This window comes from Mycoplasma sp. 480, from assembly GCF_051353065.1.
In the GTDB taxonomy this organism is placed as follows: domain Bacteria; phylum Bacillota_I; class Bacilli_A; order Mycoplasmatales; family Metamycoplasmataceae; genus Mesomycoplasma_A.
In genome coordinates this window covers 471155-490664 of record NZ_CP195722.1, presented here as the reverse complement: position 1 = coordinate 490664, position 19510 = coordinate 471155, and the positions used below count along the sequence as shown (strand labels likewise).

Genomic DNA, 19510 nt, shown 5'->3' with positions numbered 1-19510 from the left:
TATGAATAATATAGATTTTAAAAAAGAAAAAGAAAGATTAAAAAAATTAGGTATACAGTTAAAAAAAGAAAATGCTTTAACTGATAAAGAATTTGTTTTAGAAGCAATTAAAACTAATTCCTTTTATTTTTCTTTATTATCTTCTGATATAAAAGACAATGAAGAATTCATTTTATCATCACTAGATGAATATATGGAAGCAATCTTTCTCTTTATTTCAGATAGATTAAAAAATAATAAAGAGTTTATTTTAAATTTATTAAAAAAAGATGTTTTATCTATTGAATTAATTCCAAATCATTTTAAAAACAATAAAGAAGTAATGCTGCAAGCAGTAAAACTAAATGGAATTAATTTATATGCTGCTTCACAAGAAATTAAGCATGATAAAGAAATAATTTTAGAAGCTATTAAAAATAACGAACAAGCATTTAAATATATACCTTATTGTTTGAGAAACAATAAAGAATTTATGCTTGAATTAGTTTCAAAATATGGTTATCATGCCTTACAATATACTTCAGATAACTTAAAAAATAATAAAGTATTTATTTTAGAAGAAGTAAAAAAACATTGATTAAATATTAAATATGCCTCAGATAAACTCAAAAATGATAAAGAAATAATACTAGAAGCTATTAACAATAATTGATTTGCTCTTGAATATGCTTCAGATGAGTTAAAAAATGATGAAGATATTATCAATGCAGCTATTGATAATGGAATGAAATATTTAAATCTTGCTTCAAAAAGAATAAGAAATAATAAACAAATAGTTAAAAAAGCAATCACAGACAAATTCTGAATTGAAATAGAAAATAAAAACATAATTGAAGTATTATCTAAATTTTATGAATATGCAACCATTATTTATTTTCTAGATTCAGAATTAATACATAATAAAGATTTTATGTTAGAACTAATTGCATTAAATCCATTAATTTTTAACTTTGTTCTGCCTCAATTTAAAAATGATGAACATTTTATAAAAGAAGTAAAAAAGATTTGCTCAAAAAGAAAAGATTTATTAACGATTCTATTTGGAGATAATTAAAATATGGAAGACAATAAAATTAAATTATTAGCAAAAACATCTCTTAGTGGTGGAACAAAAACTTTACTAGAAGATCTTTATTTATTTTTTAAAAGACTATGAGAATTACAAGTTACAGAAGAAGATATTTTAGTTACTGAAAAAATAAAAATAGATAAAGCAAACTCAAAAACAAAATTTTATATTGAAAGAATTCCAGATAAACAACTTAAAATAAAAAACAAAAACTTTAATAATAAAAATATTTATTGAGATAATACTTTTCAAAGATATAAAATTCCATTAATTGCTTTAAAAATGATTATTGAATTAGAACAACAAGAAAAAAATGTTTCAAAATATAAAATTAATCCTGAATTATTAAAATCAATTGAAGAAAAAGAATTTAAAAATTATATTAATGATTTAATTGCTAAAAATAATAAACTAAGAGAAGGAGATAAAATTTCTTTAAGATTTTGAAAAACCATTATTGAAGAGCAAAATAATAAAGGAACTACAATTTTAAAAGACTTTTTAGAACAATTAAAATCTGATTATTCTATAATAAAATCAAATAAAACTGAAAAAAACAAAAATACAGTTCAAGAAATTGATTGAATAAAAATTAATCTATCACAAAAAGAATATAAAGAATATTTTAATAAAGAAAAAGAAAAACAAATTTTTAATACTTTTGATAATGATTTAAAAGAGAAAGGTATTTTTTCAGAAGTTATTAATATAAGAAATTATTTACATTTTTATTCAGATAAAAATATAGATATTCCTATATTTCAAAGAAATTTTTCATGATATATAGAAAACATAGAAGCTTTACTAAAAGAAATAGATAATAAAAAAAATGAAGAAGATATTTCTTGAATTTTTAAAGTTTTTCTAAATAACATAGTTATAACCCAAACTAAGAATGAGAAAAATGAAAACTTTTATAATATCATTGATGGTCAACAAAGAACTATTACATTTTATTTAATTTTCATAGCTTTTGCTAAATTTTATTTATATAAAAAAGAAAAAGAAAGAAATAAAAAAAATAAATTATTTTTTTCTTTCTTAAAAATAAATAATTTAGATTATAATGATATAAAAGAAGAACAAATAAAATTTTTAAAACAAATATTTGAATGAAATTTTAAAAAAGATTCAAAAATATCTAGTAAACTTTATCATTTTAAAGAATCATTCAAATTTATTTGTGATTTTATAAATAAAAAATATGAAAATTGTGATATAGAACAAATTGAAAATATAATAAATTTCTTTTTAGATTCTGTATCAATAAATTTAACTGTAATAAAATTAAATGATCTAAATGAAGCAAATAAAATCTTTAAAAATATTAATTTATATACAAAACCTTTAGAAATTTTAGATTTATTAAAAAACCAAATTTATTTAAATCTAAAAAAGAAAAATTCAAATTTAAAAATAATTGATAATTTTATAAACCTTTATGATAAAACTTGAAATATTTATTTTAGAGACAAAAATAAAATTGAAAATAAAGTAACTGAATTGTTTGATGTATTTTTATATTGTTTATCAATTTATTATAATAAAGATTTTGATAATCCTAATAAGAAGAATTTGAATATTTTAGATACTCAAGAAAAAGTATTTTCTGAAATTTTAGATAATATAATGAAAGAAAATAATAAAAAATTAATTTATCTATTATTAGAAGATTTTCTTATTTTTGATTTTATAAATTATAATAAAAAATGAAATGATGAAAAATGAAAAGAAAACTTTCCAAAATCAATTGATGAAAATCCAAACTCAGAGTATAAAGAAATTTTAAACAAATTTGATGATTCATCAGTTAATTTTTTTAAATATATAAAAGAACAAATAAGACACATAACAGCAAATTCAAGAGTTTTTATATATCCTATATTCATTATTATTAAACATAATAATATATTTGATAATAAAGATAAAGGAAAATTAGTTAGTGAATTATTATATAAACTTGAAAAAATTTCTCTAAATTGAAAATGATTTTCAACTATTCATACTAAAAGAGAATATATTCTAGATTTTACAAATGATTTAAATAATATGTTTTATGAAAAGAAAAAAGATATCCTTTCTGAATTTAAAGAAATTTTAAAAAAACATTTTGGTGAGACAGGAAAAATAAATATTTTAGATTTTTCAAAATTAAATAATTTAACTAAATTTGAATCAGAATTTTTAAATAAAGGGTGAAATAATAGTAATGATGCAAAAACAACTATTTTAAGAAGAATAATGGCTCATTTTTATAATGATATGAAAACAATATATGAATATAAAAAAGATAAATCTAAAAATGATGAATTTATAGACTTTGATAAAAATTATTCTTATGAACATGCTTTACCACAAAAGTTAGATAACACAATTAATGAAGAAATAAAGAATCAATGAGAAGTAGAAAATAATTATGATGATATTCAATCAAAAATCGGTAATGGAATACTTTTAACAAGAGAACAAAATTCTTCTTTAAGCAACAAATTTATTAAAAAAGTTTCAAAAGATTTAGATAATAAAGTAGCAAATAGTAATTATAGTTATCATGGTTATTTAAATAAAAAATTTTTCAGAGCTGGTGAAGAAATATATAAAAATTTAAATAACCCCCAAGAAGCAAAAAAAATTATTAAAAAACGAACCAAACAAATATTTAAAATTTATTTTGATATATTCAATGAAGAAAGTGATAATAAAGAAATAGAAAACTCACTAGATTAGTAGTGAGTTTTTCTCTATTGAATTTTTAATTAGTTATTAGTTTTATAACTTTTATCCTTTATTTTTCTTTTTAAATCCTTTAAATAGCAATTATTTTTGTTGTATGTTATTCTATATACTGCTTTTCAAAATAGACCTAAAGTCATTGGAATAAATAGTGCAATAATAAACATTAATATATCTAAAAATATTACTACTGCAATATTTCCACCTTTATAGAAAAATGGTTTAGTAAAGTTTAAAAATGTATAAATAACAATACCATCATTGTATTCTTTTGCATAATATGCATAAGAAGAAAAATATAAAATTAAAGCAAATAAGAAATAACCAAATACATATAAAGAAGCAAGAAATAAAAGTTTATTATCAATAGTGAAAGTTTTTCTTATTAAAAATAAAGCAACAAAACCTAAAATAGGATTAATTAAGTGAGTAATTAATGACACTGTACTTTCATACACTTTAGTTCAATCATTAGTATATGAAATTAAAGCTCAATAAATTATAAAAGTTATAGTAATTAAAGTTGTTGCAGCAAAAAGTCATCTTTTTAATTTATGACTTTTTGGACTTGCTGCTAAAAAAAGTAAAACAATTCCAAGTAAGAAATTACTTTGATAAGTAAAGTAAATTAAAGAACTTGCGTTTTTAAAAATAACTTGCATCTTAATTGCTTTTCCAACTTCTGCTGTTGATGGACTAAATTGCACCATATCAATAATAATAAAAATTAATGAAGTTAATAATATAAATAATCCCATAATAGTAAAGGGTAAACCTTTATTACTTATCATATTTTTTAAATAATGTTTTTTCATCATTCTCCTTATTTTTTAAATTTGAATTTATTTTCGTTTTTGTTAATTAATCTTTTGATATTAGACTTATGTGAATAAATAACAAAAATATGGGAAATCAAGATTATTAATGGATTTATTCAATATAAATCTGGATATATTTTTCAGTTAAATCAAGATAACTGTCCAAGGGCAAATCAAGGAATAAAAGATAAACCTATTAAAATTAAAGGAACAAAAATTGAACCTACTGAAATATATCTTGTAAAGTATACAACTGTTATAAAAATTACTACTCCAATTGCAACAATTACTAAATTATAACCAAAGAATAGTCCAAGCAAACTTGCTGCTCCTTTTCCGCCTTTAAATTTAAAGAAAATTGGTCATATATGACCGATAATCACTCCTAAACCGGCTATTTGCGGAATTAAGTATTTAAGTGATGTATCATGAATTGGTGAGCTTTGAATTTGTGAATGTATTATTCAAGCAATTATGACTGTTATATAAGCTTTGAATATGTCGAAAATAAAGATTGGAAGTGCTATTTTAACTCCATAAACTCTTAAGGCGTTTGTAGAACCTGCATTTTTAGAACCTCTATCGCGAATATCTTCTTTTCTTTTTGTCCTGCTAAAAATAATCGAAATGTTCACAGAACCAATTATATAACCGATAATTAAAGCAATAAAATTAGTTATGATGATGTTAAATGTCATTATACCTCCTTGTTATCCAATTGTAACATCTTCTTCAATATATTCATATTTTGAAAACTTGTGATTGTGACTTCCTCAAATCAAAATTGTGGAAGATATTCCAAGTTGCCCTACAAACATAATGAATATTAAAGCAATTTTACTAATGGAATTTAAATGACTTGTAATTCCTGTAGACAATCCTGTTGTTCCAAAGGCTGAAGTTATTTCAAAAAGAACATTAATAACTCCATATGTTCTTCCTGAACTTTCACTTACAGCAGTACTTATGGTTGTGTTGTCTCATGGAATTTTACCACCAAATGTATTAAATGATGTTGTTAAAAATAAAAAAACTATTAAATTAAGCAAAATTGAAATAATTAATACCACAGAAGATTGATTTACAGTTTCATCTTTTATTTTTCTTTTAAACATATGAGTGGAATTTTTTCCACGCATTTTGGAAATTAAATTTAATAAAATAATTGCAAGTGTTGTTGAACGAATTCCCCCACCTGTTGAAGAAGGTGCAGCTCCAATAAACATCAAGATAGAAAGAATTCCAAGTGATGTATCAGTTAAATTATAAAGATCAAATGTAGCATATCCTGCGCTTCTTGTAGAAAAAGAAGTAAAGATAATTGCAAAGACTTTATCAAAGTGTGTTCCATAACTATAACCTATTGTACTTGTTTTACCTCAATAAGTAGGATCGGATTGACTAAGATTTCAAAAACTAGATTGATCTTTGCTTAGAAGTTCAAAACAAAGCACGAGCGCAACCCCAATGATTGCAACAGCAAAATAAGTTACTAACGAAATTTTTGAAAATAAAGAGAATTTGTGTCTTTTTCTTTTGGTAATAAGACAATAAAAGTATTTATAAAAATCATAAACAACTGGATAACCAATTCCACCAATAATAAATAATAGTAGTAATCATACTTGTAAAAGATGATTGTTATAATAAGGTGCAAGTGAGTTATTACCAATAATATCAAATCCTGCATTATTTAAAGCGGTTATAGAGTGAAATATCGCAAATCTTAAAGATAAATTAAAGTTATGATAAGGATTATTGAATTCTGTATCTATAGCAAAATCACCTTTGCTATAGTAAAAAAGAAAAGTTAATCCAAAGGAAGAAATTACTAAAACAGTAAACATTATTGTTACAGAAACTAAAATTACCTTTTTAATATCTCCCATATTATTAGAACTTCTTTCTAAAGCTAGCACATCTCTTGAAAATATCCCTAGCTTGAGTCCAAAAATATAATTAAAGATATAGACTTTAATAGCAAAAACCCCAATTCCCCCTATTAAAATCAAAATTGCAATTACAGCTTGCCCAAACATCGTTCACGTGCTATGAGTTGCTTTAGTTACAAGTCCTGTATCACTAAAAGCGGATGCTGAAGTAAATAAAGCATCTACATAGGAAACAGAACCAGGTTCAGTTTGCGAAACGTTTCAATACAATAATAATGAACCAGTAATGGTTATTATTATGTAAATAAGAAATAAGTATCTAATTTTTCCAACTTTTTTGTTGAATTTAGATCTTAAATTCCCAAGAGCATTTCACAAATGGATTCATTTAAATTTATTCAATTTTTTTGTTTTTTTTGAAAAAATTCTTTTATTGTTTCTTTTCATATTATTTTATTTTATAATAATAATTACAAAAATAGTAAAATTATTTTAATTTAAAATTACATTTAAGGAGAAAAATGAGAAAAAATAACGGAATTTGTGTAATTGGTGCTGGAAGATTTGGTCAATCTGTTATCACACAACTTTCAAAATTAAATAAAGAAGTTATTGCAATTGATAGAGAAGAAAGAAATTTAATTTCCATAAAAGATTACACTGTAGCTAACTATGTTGCTGATGCAGCTGATTTAAAAGCTTTAGAAGCTCTTGGAGTTGGAAACATCGATACAGTCATTGTGGCTTTATCAGAAAATATTGAAATAATTGCAGCACTTTTAGAACTAAAAGTGAAAAATATTATTGCAAGAGCTAATAGTCATAGACATGCTCGTGTTTTACAAAAAATCGGTATTCAAATGATTATTAGACCAGAAGAAGAAGCGGGAGTTAGAACAGCTTTATTTGCTACAAATAAAAGTTTTATTAAATACACTAATGACTTGCAAGAATTAGGGGATGGATATGTTGTTGGTTCTGCTGTTTTAACTGCTGATAGTTATGATGGTTTAACTTTAAAGAAAACTAATTTCACTGCATTAAACGTAATTGCAGTTATGGTTAAAAGAAAAAATAATTCTTATTTACCGGATGGAAATTTTAAATTATTAAAAGAAGATTTAATTACTTTTATTGGTAAAATCGATGACGTCACAAGAGTTTTTGAAATGATTTCAAGTCAGGAAGAAAATAAATAATTCTTAGTAATAAAAAACCGTTTATCTGCTTAAAACAGGCATAAACGGTTTTTTAATTCAATAAAATTAAGAGTTAGAATTATTTTTGGATTTGACTCTATCCATATAATCTCTAAGTGCTAATCCTACTCCATTTTGCATACAAGTTGCTGTGTAAAATTTAGATTTTTCTCTTGTTTGATCAGTTCCATTTTCCATTGCATAGGAAAAATCGCTAATTTCTAACATTGACCAGTCGTTAGGACTATCTCCGATTGTCATTGCATTTTTAACATCTTCATCATAGAGATTTTGACTAAATCATTTAGCTGCATTACCTTTGGAAGAACCAAAGTTTGTGATTTCTAAATGATTTTTTCTCATAAATACAACATTAATAGGTAAGTTTTTGATTTCATTATAGATTACTAAAATGTCATTTTCATTTCCAAAAACTTCAATTTTAACAACATTTTTTTCACTTTGAGAACTATTAATAACTTGATCTCTTGAATATAAAGAATAGTCATAACTGTAGTTATATTCTTCTTTAGAATTAAAACTAAAATAGTTTTTATCGTTTCAAAAATTTACTTGTGCATTATATTTTTTTGCTAAATTGAAAATTTTTTCTTGTATTTCAATAGGAAAAGGATTTAAATAAATATATTTTTTTTCTTTGTTGTCGAAAATTCCTGCTCCATTTGAAGTAATTAAATATCTTATTGATAATTCATCTGCAAGATTTTGATGTCTTTCAAAAGCTGGATTTCCTGTTGAAATAACAAATTCTCCCCCGTTTTTAATAAATTTTAAAATATCATCTTTAGTTTCTGATGAAACTTTAAAGTCTCTTCCATAGATGGTTCCATCTACGTCTGAATAACAAATCATTTTCTTTATCATACTTTTCAATTATATACTTTTTATGCTTTTAAATTCAAGATATATAAAACTTTTTTATTTTTTTGAATTATTAATTATTTTTATTTTATAAGAAATTTTCCTAAAAACTTGGAAAATTGTAAAAAAAGTGTATAATTTAACATATTAATATAAAAGAAAGGAATTTATCATGAATAAACGTTCATTAAAAACTATTGCGATGAAAAAAGTATTTTTTGGTAAAAAAAATACTAATGTTTATTTATATGGTTAATTTCTGTAAAAATATTATTAATGAATTTATAATACACATAATTTTAAATTAAATATTAATAAAATCTTTATTAGAAATTAGGGTTCTGATTTTTAATAAAGATTTTATTTTTTAGAAAAAGAAAGAGAGAGAAAATGTTAAAAAAGAAATTGAGTTTAACTGCTAAAGTATTAATTTCTGCTGGAATTATTGTAGGAGGTTCAACGGCTGCAATCGGTGGTGTTTTTCTGCACAGTTATCTTTCAGATGAAGTAAATGGATCTAATTCTAATTTAAGTAAAGAAGATTTAAAAAATGATTATTCAAAAATTTATGATGAAAATAGGAATTTAAAACCTATTTTAGCAATCAAAGATCCTTTAAAGAAAAAAGACGTTGCATTTTTAAATGAAAACGGAACAGAATTTTGATTTAAAGAAAATCCAAAAGAAAAATACGATTTTGATACATTTTTTAAAAAATACTATCAAAAATATGAAGAAAGCTTTATTTTAGAAGTTAAATATGGTTCATTTAGTTTTTATGATGAATACGTTTTAGCAGTGCAACCAGAGCAGTTTATTGAATTTACAAAATGATTCTTTAAAAATGTATCTTGAGGACCTGATTTAGTTACCCTTGAAAGTTTTAGATTAGTTCCAGGAGTAGAACAAAATGGTAATGCTATTACTTTAGGTTCTCATACTACTTTAAATAAAGAAGTTAGTGAAATTAAATTTTTCCCTGATGCATTTTTCGGTTCAATGCCTTTATATTCAGAACTTTCAGGTTCAGGAAACGCTTCAGATTCTCTAGCTTATTTAGCATTTAGAAATCTTGAAAATAAAAAGACAGTTGACACCTTTTTACAAAGCATACCTTTAGCAAGTGCTATTAAAAATTCAATTGCACATAATGCTAATGATAACGCCTTTCTCTCTTTAAACATTCCTTCTAAATTAAAAGATAAAGAGTTTTTAGCATATATAAATCGTGAAGAAGGTGAAAACGGAAGAGGAACCTTACTTTTTGATAAAAATATTAGTGAACAGCAATTTAAAGAATTACTGAAAAAACACTCATTAGAAAAGGAAAATATTGCTTTTTCAGCTCTTGAAAAAGTTCAAATATCAACTATTTCTTCTGAATTAAACGATAGTAATCCAATTTTAGCTTTAGGTTTAAAAGTGTTAAATTCATCTAAAAATGAAGTTGTAAACTTTAGAATGTCAGAAGGAGAAATTAGTAATAAATGACTTTTAACTTATCAATTATTAAAAGAAACTATTGATTCTCAAATTGTACACTTTTTAGATTTTTATGACATAAAAGCATATGAAAATAAAAAACTTTATAAATTTACAAATGCAGGAAAAACCTTTTTCTATAAAAATAAAATAGAAGCATTAAATAATAATGATGCACTAAAAAACTATGCATCTTTAAGTGATGAAATTAAAAATAACTTAAAGGAATATACAGTTAAAAAATTAGAAGTTATTGATGGAAAATTACACGTTACTTTAAGTAATAATAACCAAGATGAAACTATAATTTATGAATCTAAAAATATGTCAGATGCTGCTCATGAACAATTTATTGAATTTAAAGAAGCAATTGGTTACCAAGGTTCAATTAACCCTATTACCATTTCATATGGTCCAGAAAATTTAGGACTAAAAGATGAAAATGGTAAAGACTTAAAAGGAATGGATTCAAGAAATTATCAAGTTTATTATGAAACTTATAATGGATTAATTGAAAAAGTAACTAAAAAATATCCACACTTATTAAAAAGACAATTTGGACCACATATACAGAAAAAACTGAATGAAAAAGGATATTATGAATATTCTCTTACTGATGGAGAATATTATGGATTACAACACACCGATAGAATCGGTTTACCTTTAGTTTTAGGCGCTACTATTGAAAACTTTAAAGGTATTTCCATTGACTTTTTAAAATACGTAACAGCTCATGAATACGGACACCACTTTACTTTAGAGCAAAATCAAGCTTTAAATAATAATGAAAATGCTTTAATTGTTGGTGGATTATCAACAAGAGGTGGAATTAATATTTCTTCATACTATTCATACAAAGGTTTAGAAAATTACTTACTTGCAAGAACTAATTTATCTATAGAAAGAGTAAACGCATTAGGAAAACCTTCTGCAAAAGGTGAATATGTAAGATTTAAATACTTACAAAAAGATGGTGTAGAACATTTAGAAACTGATGATGAAATTTGAGGAGATGCAAATCCAAAAGCAAGTATTTTTGAAGTAGCAAAAAATACCAAAAGAAGATTTTTACAAACTTTTGAAGGTCTTATGGAAGCTGCTAAAGAAAGAAAAGTTGATCTTAAAGATTTATTTTTAGCTAATTCCTTTGATGAAAATTCAGGAACCTTAAACCCATTTATTACAGGAAACACCAAAGCATTTGCTAAAAAAGAAACCGATGTTAATGGAACTAAAAAACAAGTATATAAATTAGAAGAAATTTCTCTAAAAAATATTCTTAGCGAACTTAAAGATGGTAAAGGGAAAAAACTTTCAGAAATTGTAACTTTAAATGCTGCAGAAACTGATTTTACTTTAGAAGTTGTTAAATTAGAAGAAGTGAAAGAAAACAATCAAACTATCACTTATGCAAGAGAAATTAAAATGTTTAACAATGATGGTTCTCCTGTTATTAATGTTCCTTTAAATGAACCACTTGATAAAGCTACATTAGACTTTATAACAGCAAAAACACAGGAAATTAAAACAGCGATTGAAAATGCAGTAATTAGAAGATTCTCTCAAAGTGGATGAAATGATTTAAGTTCTTCACTTGGTGGAGTTGTTTCTCCAAATCTTAGAAATGTTTTAAATGCATATGATACTGATAATATTGCAAATAACATTATTAACAGAAGTGCAAATGATGAACTAAATCCTGAATACAACGTAGTAACAGCTGAAAATAACCCAAGAAAAGCAAAAGAATATTTTGCTTTAAATAGTTCAGATTCACTTGCAAACCAAATTAAAGACACTTTAAAAGGAGCAAAAGCTTTTGTTGATCTAATTAACTCAAATCGTGGTTATGAAGGACAATTAACCAATGTTTTAAGTTTTGTTACTAAAAATGGAGACAATTATTCCAGTGATGTTCGTTTCACTTTCCCAAATGTAGCAAGAGCAGAATCAAGATTTTTAACAAGTGTTTATACAAGTAATATTGAATCTAACTTAAAAAACGCTCTTGAACGATTTGAACTTAATCTTGAAGGAAAATTACAAATTAATCCTTTAATGGTTTTCGCAAGAGAAGGAACAAGAATTTTAGGTTCAACCAATATATTACAAAGTGCTGATTTTGTCTTTATAAACGATCAAAATAAAGTATCAGATCACGTTGCTATCAATGATGCTTTTACTAAAAATAATGATGCTGAATTAGCTAAATTAATAACAAAAATTGGATTTAATACTAAAGATAACATTTTTGATGACAAAAGAAACGGAATTTCCCTTTATGAAGCATTCAATTCTTCATTAGAAAAACTAAACATTTCTACAACTGCAACTGAATATAATACTGTTGTATTTAATAACTTTAAAAACTTCTTTGAATTTGCTTCATTAGATTATTCCAAAGCAACTTTAGTTTCTGTAACCAAAGATGTTGCAACAGGCAAAGAAAGTGCAGTGTTTAACTGAAATATTGATTATGTTAAAACTAAATTTGATCTCAATAAATTTAAAGAAGAATTACTAAAAAGTTCTGCCGAAAGTGCTAAAACAAAAGAAATGATTCAAAATGGTGATGATCAAGTAATTGCTAATGAAATGATGTTTAGATTTAGAAAAAGTCATTACTTTTTAGCAATTAAAGACTTTAATCCACTAACTGAATTAGAACAAAATAAAGCTATTTTTTCAGAAAAATACGGAATTTCCTTTTTAAGTTCTTCATTTAAAACAGGTCTTGTTTATGATTTAAGTAAATATTCAAAAGATGAACAATATATAAAATATGATGCAAATAAATTGCAAACAATTTTAAAAGAATACGTTACTAAAATTTTAGGTAAACGAGAAAATATTGATCAAATATTAGCTAATGTTAATTCTCAAGATTTATATTTACTTGTAGGAAATATTATAACTTGAAATAACAATGGACTAATCAATCAAATAACTTTAGGTGATGTCATCTTTAATGAATTCAATAGCGGGCAACCAAGTTCTGATGTTCTTAACTATAATCTTTCCAGAGTTGAAGCATCTATTGGTGATAAATTTACAGATTATATTTACAACATTGCTGAAACTTTAACAAGAGATTATGTACAAACAACTTATGTTCCAAGTTTTAAAGATTTTGGTAATCTACCTGGATATTTGAGTAATTTAAATGAAGCAACTACTGGTTTAGACTATATTGTCGATGCAACTAAATTAAAAATTTGAAATGACAGAAAAAATAATTTTAACAACTCTTCTTCAAGTATTACTCAAGCTGGGAGATCATTAAAATTCGAAGAATATTTACCAAAAACAAAAGATACTTATGTTGAAATTTCAAATCAAATAGACAGATTAAAAGATTTGGCTAAGTCTTTTGTAGAACAAATTTTACTAATAGCAACAACTTACACAGGAGATAAAGAAGAAGAAGGTAAAAAATTAATAGAAAAATTAAGAGAACAAATTAACAAAATTAATGAGCAAAATAGCGACTTAACAAATAAAAGATTCAAAAAAGTTATTGACATTAAAAACAAAGTTTATGGGTCATACATTTCTAGAACTACCTTCTCACCAAGAAATGAAGATAGAACTTCTTCTTATTTTGGAAGATTCATTACAAGAAATAATGGATATTTCAAAGATACAGTTGAAAAAGAAAAAATTGGTTTAGAGTTATATGATGAAAATAGAAACGAAATAGTGGATGATTCAATCAGATTAAAAGACTTTGATGGAAATAAAATTAATACAAGAGCAAAAGCATTCTTTGTCTCTCAAATTTTAAACTACGGAGTAGGAAGTAGAAACATTTCAGGATTATTTAGAAATAAAGAAAAAGATGCTGTTGTTCTTTATGGTTTTGTAAAAAATGAAAAAGCAAATAAAATCAAAAAAATTAGATTTACTGATGTTATTACAAAAGAAATTAAATATCTAGATGTTAATTTTAAAGATACAAATAATTTATTTTATTTATCAAAACTAGGTGATGAAAGTTCCAAAGTTACTTTAGCAGACTTAGGTTACTCTTCATGAGTTTCAGACTATGCAATTATGGCTAAATATCGTGATACCTTACTAAAACCAAAACACAAATATTTTGTGGAATTTGTTGATGAAAATAACGAATTTGTGGAAGAATTATCACTTGGTGATTTAGAAGTAATTTCTGAAAACGGAAAAACAGATACACAATCTTCAATAAAAATTTATAAAGATAAAACAAAAGAAAATAAAGCAATAATAGATATTGACTTCCAGTTCAATATAACAGGATAATAAAGGAGAAATATGAGAAAAAAATTTAATAAGAATCTATTAATTTCAGGTTTAGTTTTATCATCAACTTTAAGTTTATCTATTATTTCTTGTTCAACAAATAATGAAAATCAACATTCTTCAACAGTAAGTAAGAAAAATTATGACTTTGGTTTAGCAACTGAACCAATTAACAACTTAAACTACATTAGATATAAATCAATGGACAAAATTTTACCTGCTTTAATTGATCCTTTTGTTAAATCAGGACCCACTTCTAGTTTAAAGTCAATTATTCGTGTTAATGATTTTAATATGGTTATGATTGATACAAGTAATACTAAAGATGCTAATGGTAATGATTCTAATAATTTCAATGATTTCTTTAAAAATAAAGGAGAATTAGAGCAAACTGATGGTTATGGAAGAGTTACTGGATCATTTTTAAGATTAGCTGATTTTGGGTTTGTTGGTGGTCTTGGTAAAGGATCATTAGGTGATTTAAGAAGAGGTGCATCAATTTATGGTTTTAGAAGTCCTAAAAACTCAAATAACTATTTCGCTTTTACAGGTTCTTTAAATAATAAACAAAATTTATGAAGTAATAAGGATGTTATAAATGCTCAAGATTTAAGAGACTATCTAGAATATATTTTAGACTTAAACACCGGTTCACAAAGACTAGATCAAGTTAAAAAATATGGTTTTAGAAGTGCTGAAAGATTTATTAACGCTCAAAAAGACTATTTACAAAAGTTTAATGAGAATTATAAAAATCCTTGAGGTCGTAGAAAATACATTTTAAACGATAAAAAGGAATGAATTCAAGATCCAAATCAAAAAGTTTGAGAATCTCAAGTCAAAAACGAAAATGGCGAACCTTTAGATACAAAAGAAATTGAAGAAATTAAAGCAGCTGCTCTTGATTTTGGATTTTACACAGGTCAATTATTTTTAGATTATACTAACGAAGAAATTGAAAAAAACTTAGAACACAATCCTTCTTTCTTTATTCCGAATAAAGATAAAAAAGATAATCAAACTTTTAAAATTTTAGTAGATGCAAATGCAACTAAAGAAGCAGATAAGTTTAAAACAGTGACTTTAGTAGCAAATCCTTTTGTTAATCCTTATCAAGAATTTTCACTTTCAGATAACAAAATAAAAACTAAATATAATCAAGTTGCAAATAGTGAAAACAGTTTTACTGCAATTTTTGATGAAAATAAAACTCCCAACTTAAGTTATTTACTTCAAAATATTTTTATGAATTTATATCCAGCAAATAGAAAATATATTGAAACTGTTGCTGGTGGAATTGATAAATTCGGTTCAGATACTAAACAATTTTTAACAAGTGGACCTTTCAATATGAATAAAGATGATATTATTTTAGGACCACAAGGACAAATAGTTTTAGAAAAAAATAAAGACTATTATGATGCTAAAAACACCATTACTAACAAAATAAAAATTTATTTTTCAACTGATAGAAATACTAACGCAACCTTTTTTGAAGATGGTTATGTTTCACAAACATACATTCCAGCTTCCAAAATTAATAAGTATTGATCAAATGAAGAATATAAACAATATTTAAATAAAAATCAAGGTTATGGAACAATCGCTTTTGGATTTAACTTAGATAATGAAACAAATGCATCTAGTTACATTCAAGATCAAGATTTAAGAAATGCAATTTATTTTGCTGTAAATAGAGAAGATGCAATTAAATTTGTTGGTTGAGATTTCTCTTTCCCTGTAAATACTTGAACTTCCTATGGACAATACAGAACTTTTGATGGAAAAAACATTGAAACTTACTTTAGTGATTTAAATTCAAAAGCTAAAAACAAAAAAGAATTTAACCTTTTAAATTATGACTTTTTAGTGCATTTATCAAAAGGTTACACCTTTGAAAAAACTGTTAGAGGCGATCTTGCTTATGACGTTAATACAGCAAAATACTATATAGAACGTTTCAAAGCAAAACATCCAAATCTACAAAAAGTGTACTTAACATTTTTAAATAACTCATCAGATGAACAGAAAAAAGCAGGTTTATTTTTAAAAGAATCTTTAAACAAAGCTTTCAATGGTTATGTGGATTTAGAAATTAAAAGTCTTCCTGAAAACACCTTTGCTTCCTTTATAGAAGAAGGTAAATATGACATAATTTATCAAAATTATGACAAAATTGGTGGAAGTGGTGCTCAAGATTATGTTTCTGTATTCTTCTTTACTGATGAAATTGATTCTATATCACAAAAAAATATTGCTTTCAAAGACAATCCGGTTGGTTCATATACTTATGCAGAATACATAGCTGATTTAGTGTTAGAAAAATCCGATTATAAAGGAAATAATAGAGAAAAAATTACACAAGCTTTAAATGTATATCTTCAAAAAATTCAACAATATATTAATAATAACATTAGTGAAGAATTTAATAAATTAAAAAATAAAGATTCCATTAGCAATTTAGAAATTTCTAGTTTTAGCAATAAATATGCAGAACAAGTTGCTAAAGATTTAGAAAAATTAGAACATAAAAGCGTTTATAATGTTAAATTTGCTAAAAATGCTTTAGAATACTTTTTAACTAGAAATGAAAATATTAAATATGGAAGATTAAAAAGAATGTACATTAATTTAATAACTAATGAAATGATAGTTGAACAAATTGCTAAGTTAACTAATGATACAAAAACTAGACTTGCTTTCAATCAAAGTATTGATATTTCTAAAGTTAAATTTGATTTTTGAAACAAATTTATAGAACTTGCTTTACAAACAAATACAGAAAACAGAAGTACTTATTCAGATAGAATTGCTGCATTCTTTTCAGGAAACTTTACAACCGATGAACTACATCAAGGATGAACACAAGAATACGTTTATGTTTTCATAGGAGAATTAGAAAAAATAATAAGAGATGGTGCTTTTGTAGTTCCACTAATGGAAGTTGATACTAACTGAGAAATTACTAAAATTGCAGGGGTTAGTTCACTATACACCTTTGCTTTACAATATGCTTATGACTATACTAATCCACCACTTGCTGGATTACCAAGAAAGAGAGACTAAAATATGGAATTTATAAAGAAAAAAGAAAATAATAAAACTGTTTATTATGATAATAATTTAGTTTATTTTACTCACAGTAGAAATAAAAAACTAACATTAAAAGATAAACTTTTAGCAATGGATTCTCCTTTTTTAAAAACTTTATGAAGATTTTTAAAAATAATATTAGAGTTTTTTATCATTGGTTTAATAGTTATAACAATCACTTTCTTTTTAATAAACGCCGTTCCTGGTTCTAATACTTTAACAGCAGGACTTGATGAATCAGCAAGAAAAACAGTTGAAATTAAATATGGACTCAATTTACCAATTTGACAAAGATATTTCAACTATTTAGGTGGAATTTTTAAAGGTGATTTTGGAATTTCATTATCGCTTTTCCCAGGTCAAGAAATAAATTCCTTTATTTGAGAAAGATTCTATAAATCCTTTTTAGTTGGTATTTTTTCAGTCTTTCTAACTGTTTCTATTGGTATTTCTATAGGAATTTGAGTTGGAAAAAATCCAGGAGGAATTTTAGATAATGTTTCAACCATATTAGTAAGTATTTTCTCTTCTGTTCCTTCAATTATCTTTGCATTAATTTTAGTATTTTTAGGAAGACTAGTTCACTTACCTTACATCTTTGATCACAAAGATTTATTAACATACGTCTTACCAGGACTTGCATTATCGCTAGGAAGTATTATTGTATATATTAAATATATAAGAACTGAACTTAATAGAGAATTAAATTCAGTGCATGCAAAATTTGCTTATTTAAAAGGGCTATCTAAAAGTCGTTTTGTGTGAAAACACGCATTAAAACCTTCTTTATTCCCAATTGCAACATTCTTCCCTGCTGTTATTTTCGGTTCATTTATTGGAAGTGTGTTTATCGAACAAATCTTCTTTATTTCTGGTTCTGGAGCAACTTTACTACAAGCCATTCAAACTAAAGATTATAATGTTATTTTATTCTTGATTATTATTTTCTCTTTCTTAACAATTATTTCTTATGCTACTCGTGATATTTTATACGAAGTAATTGATCCAAGAATAAGAAGAAAGGGAGCGTAGAATGTCGCTTTTTAGTAAAATTAAACAAAAAATCAATAATAAAAATAATAAAGTAAAAGAAATGGATCAAATTGATAGAGAGTCATTAAAAATGGCTCCCAATCCAGTTTTAAAACCATTTGAATATCAAGCTTGAAAACTTATTGGAAAAGCTTTTGAATATCACACAGATTCACAATTAAAACCACAAACTAAAAAATTTAAAGAATTTGTTTATCGTTATTCTAACAACTCATCTGGAGTTTTAGGATTTATGATTATTTTTATCTTAATCATCTTAGCTCTTATTTTACCTTTTACCACATTAGATCCTAATTTTAGTGATGTTAATAATAGATCATTAACCTTTAATCAAACAGATTCAGAAGGAATTTACCACTTTTTTGGAACAGATAATCTTGGAAGAGATTACTGAGCAAGATTATGACATGGTTTAAGATATTCTCTATTATTAGCTCTTGTTGTAACTTTTATTGAAGTTATAATAGGATTAACTTTTGGAATAATGATGGGACAATTTGACAAATTTGATAAGTTTCTAACTTTTGTAATTAAGATTTTATCTGTTGTTCCAACAATCTTAATCTTAATTTTAATTACTATTGTTGCTAAACCTACTTTTTGAGTTATTGCACTTTCACTTTCTTTAACTTCATGAACAGGAATGGCAAACCAAATTAGAGCTCAAGTAAAAAGAGCAAAAAACTTTGAATGAGTTTCAGCTTCTAAAGTTTTAGGAACTCCTACTTATAAAATATTATTAAATTATATACCAGTGATTTTACCAATTTTAATTACACAACTTGTATTTACAATTCCTGGAGTTGTTTTATCAGAAACTTCATTATCATTCATTGGTCTTGCTATTGAAGATATTCCAACACTTGGAAACTTAATATCCGATGGTCAAAAAGATTTCCCTAATTATTTAAGATATGTTTTTGTACCTTCAACATTCTTAATTTTAATTACCACAAGTGTGCAATTAATCGGTTCAAGTATTCAAGACTCTTTAAGAAGACAAAGATAGGA

At 24.6% G+C, this 19510-nt stretch carries 11 protein-coding genes; 7 read left to right on the top strand and 4 right to left on the bottom strand.

The window, feature by feature from the left end; all coding sequences use genetic code 4:
- The first annotated feature begins 1 nt into the window (after position 1).
- Together ACR34G_RS02200 and ACR34G_RS02195 are read left to right on the top strand one after the other, a co-directional pair.
- A complete protein-coding gene (locus ACR34G_RS02200; protein ID WP_436359195.1) occupies positions 2-1054 on the top strand; it encodes a DUF4116 domain-containing protein in 1053 nt (350 codons plus the stop codon).
- Between the two features lie 3 nt (positions 1055-1057).
- Positions 1058-3796: a DUF262 domain-containing protein gene (locus ACR34G_RS02195; protein ID WP_436359193.1), complete on the top strand. Its 2739-nt coding sequence runs from the start codon at positions 1058-1060 to the stop codon at positions 3794-3796.
- A 29-nt stretch (positions 3797-3825) separates the two neighbouring features.
- Here the strand turns inward: ACR34G_RS02195 and ACR34G_RS02190 are convergent, their stop codons facing one another.
- From ACR34G_RS02190 to ACR34G_RS02180, 3 genes are read right to left on the bottom strand one after another with little or no spacing between them, the layout of a single operon-like run.
- Positions 3826-4617 (bottom strand): MAGa3780 family membrane protein, encoded by a 792-nt coding sequence (locus tag ACR34G_RS02190; RefSeq protein WP_436359191.1) that lies wholly within the window; start codon positions 4615-4617, stop codon positions 3826-3828.
- An 8-nt stretch (positions 4618-4625) separates the two neighbouring features.
- Positions 4626-5318, bottom strand: a complete 693-nt coding sequence (plsY, locus tag ACR34G_RS02185; protein WP_436359189.1) for a glycerol-3-phosphate 1-O-acyltransferase PlsY — start codon at positions 5316-5318, stop codon at positions 4626-4628.
- A 12-nt stretch (positions 5319-5330) separates the two neighbouring features.
- Complete coding sequence (locus tag ACR34G_RS02180; protein ID WP_436359188.1) at positions 5331-6959, bottom strand: potassium transporter TrkG; 1629 nt, start codon at positions 6957-6959, stop codon at positions 5331-5333.
- Positions 6960-7033: 74 nt separating this feature from the next.
- On the opposite strand from ACR34G_RS02180, the gene ACR34G_RS02175 reads away from it, so the two are divergent.
- The gene (locus ACR34G_RS02175) at positions 7034-7711 is read left to right on the top strand and encodes a potassium channel family protein (protein ID WP_436359186.1); all 678 of its coding nucleotides are present in this window, start codon (positions 7034-7036) and stop codon (positions 7709-7711) included.
- A gap of 66 nt (positions 7712-7777) precedes the next feature.
- On the opposite strand, the gene ACR34G_RS02170 is transcribed toward ACR34G_RS02175, so the two are convergent.
- Positions 7778-8596 carry a Cof-type HAD-IIB family hydrolase gene (locus ACR34G_RS02170; RefSeq protein WP_436359185.1) on the bottom strand — a complete coding sequence of 273 codons (819 nt, stop codon included), beginning with the start codon at positions 8594-8596 and terminating at the stop codon, positions 7778-7780.
- Positions 8597-8983: 387 nt separating this feature from the next.
- Here ACR34G_RS02170 and ACR34G_RS02165 point away from each other — a divergent pair, with 387 nt between their 5' ends.
- Genes ACR34G_RS02165 through ACR34G_RS02150 form a run of 4 tightly spaced genes read left to right on the top strand, consistent with a single transcriptional unit; the run spans position 8984 to position 19508 of the window.
- Positions 8984-14353, top strand: a complete 5370-nt coding sequence (locus ACR34G_RS02165; protein ID WP_436359184.1) for a PDxFFG protein — start codon at positions 8984-8986, stop codon at positions 14351-14353.
- 12 nt (positions 14354-14365) lie between these two features.
- Entirely contained in the window at positions 14366-17419 is a 3054-nt protein-coding gene (locus ACR34G_RS02160) for an ABC transporter substrate-binding protein (RefSeq protein ID WP_436359183.1), read from the top strand.
- 3 nt (positions 17420-17422) lie between these two features.
- Positions 17423-18478 carry an ABC transporter permease gene (locus ACR34G_RS02155; protein ID WP_436359181.1) on the top strand — a complete coding sequence of 352 codons (1056 nt, stop codon included), beginning with the start codon at positions 17423-17425 and terminating at the stop codon, positions 18476-18478.
- Position 18479: 1 nt separating this feature from the next.
- The gene (locus ACR34G_RS02150) at positions 18480-19508 is read left to right on the top strand and encodes an ABC transporter permease (RefSeq protein ID WP_436359180.1); all 1029 of its coding nucleotides are present in this window, start codon (positions 18480-18482) and stop codon (positions 19506-19508) included.
- The last annotated feature ends 2 nt before the right edge of the window (positions 19509-19510 follow it).